Source organism: Nonomuraea sp. NPDC001684 (assembly GCF_053596515.1).
Map to the genome: position 1 here is coordinate 1 of NZ_JBSFGJ010000856.1, position 1,494 is coordinate 1,494.

2 protein-coding genes are annotated in these 1,494 nt (G+C 75.8%); both read right to left on the reverse strand.

Going from position 1 to position 1,494, the window contains the following annotated elements; translation table 11 throughout:
* The coding region (locus ACWCSD_RS52510; protein WP_449927435.1) for an ATP-binding protein at positions 1-1,222 on the reverse strand (1,222 nt) is incomplete at its 3' end.
* The gene (locus ACWCSD_RS52515; protein WP_449927438.1) at positions 1,222-1,434 is read right to left on the reverse strand and encodes a histidine phosphatase family protein; all 213 of its coding nucleotides are present in this window, start codon (positions 1,432-1,434) and stop codon (positions 1,222-1,224) included. The genes ACWCSD_RS52510 and ACWCSD_RS52515, both read right to left, overlap by 1 nt.
* Positions 1,435-1,494: the final 60 nt, after the last annotated feature.

Consider the following 1,494-nt stretch of genomic DNA (forward strand, 5'->3'; position numbering starts at 1 on the left):
CACCGGCGGCCGCGGACGGCGGCGGGTCAGCGGCGGCCGTCCGGCCGTCCGCCGAGGGCTCGGCGCCGGTCGGGTGGTTCCGCGTTTCGGGTCCGGTGCCGTCGCCCGGTGGCGGCGTGCCGCCAGGTCCGCCGGGCCCGGAGCCGTCGGGACCGCCGTCGCGGCCGCCGCCGGGCCCGGAGCCGTCGGGGCCGCCGTCCGGGGCGTCGTCGCCCGACGTGCGTTCCAGCAGCTCGTCGAGCAGCGCCTCGTCCAGGCCCGGAGCGTCGAACGGATCGCGCCGCCTGCGATGCGGCAGCGACAGCCGGGCCGCGGCCCGCACGTCCTCGGTCGTCACCGTGTCGCGGCCCTGCCAGGCGGCGTGGGCGATGGCCGCGTTCGCCGTCACCAGGTCGGCACGCAGGCCGTCGACCTCGAAGGCGGCGCACACCGTCGCGATCTGCCGCAGCCGGGCGTCCGGCAACCGCACGCCGGGAACCCGGGAGCGCGCGGCGGCGATGCGGGCCGACAACGCCGATTCCTCCGCCGTCCAATGATCGGCGAACGCCGCCGCGTCCGCCTCGAAGGCCAGCCGCCGCCGCACCACCTCGGCGCGCTCCTCCGGGTCGCGGGACGCCCTGACCTCGACCGTCAGCCCGAACCGGTCCAGAAGCTGCGGACGCAGCTCGCCCTCCTCCGGGTTCATGGTGCCCACCAGCAGGAAGCGGGCGGCATGGCGCACCGACACCGACTCGCGCTCGACGTAGCACGTGCCCAGCGCGGCCGCGTCGAGCAGCAGGTCCACGAGGTGGTCGTGCAGGAGGTTCACCTCGTCCACGTACAGGACGCCGCGGTGGGCGGCCGCCAGCAGCCCCGGCTCGAACGCCTTCACCCCCTCCGTCAGCGCCCGCTCGACGTCGAGCGAGCCGGCCAGCCGGTCCTCCGACGCGCCGACCGGCAGCTCCACCAGGGCGGCCGGCCGTTCCACCCGCCCGGCGCCGGGCTCGTGCGGCCCGTCCGGGCACTCAGGGTCGGGTACGGCGGGGTCGCAGGCGAACCGGCAGCCGGGCACCACGGACACCGTCGGCAACTGGGCCGCCAGCGCCCGCACGATCGTGGACTTCGCCGTTCCCTTCTCGCCGCGGACGAGCACCCCGCCCACCCGGGGCGACACCGCGTTCAGCACCAGCGCCAGCTTCAGGTCGCCGAGCCCGACGACGGCGCTGAACGGATAGGTGACGATCAAGACTCAGCCTTCCGGTTGACGTGGACCACCCGCCAGCCGTCCCGCGTGACGGTCAGCTCGGTGGTGGACAGAGGGGCCAGGTCGAAACGGGCCGCGCGCAGCGGATCCAGCCCCAGGACATGGCCGAGCGCCGCTCTGATGACGCCGACGTCGCAGACCACGACGGCCCGCGGCTCGTCCCGTGCCGAGTCGACCGACACGGCGGACATCTTCGGCCTGCTGTCCGACCCCAACCGGCTGAAGCTGCTGGTCGCGCTGCTGGACGGCGA

Bases quoted from the DNA above. Each gene is read 5' to 3' on its own strand.
- ACWCSD_RS52515 (WP_449927438.1), bottom strand. From the start codon at position 1,434: ATGTCCGCCGTGTCGGTCGACTCGGCACGGGACGAGCCGCGGGCCGTC.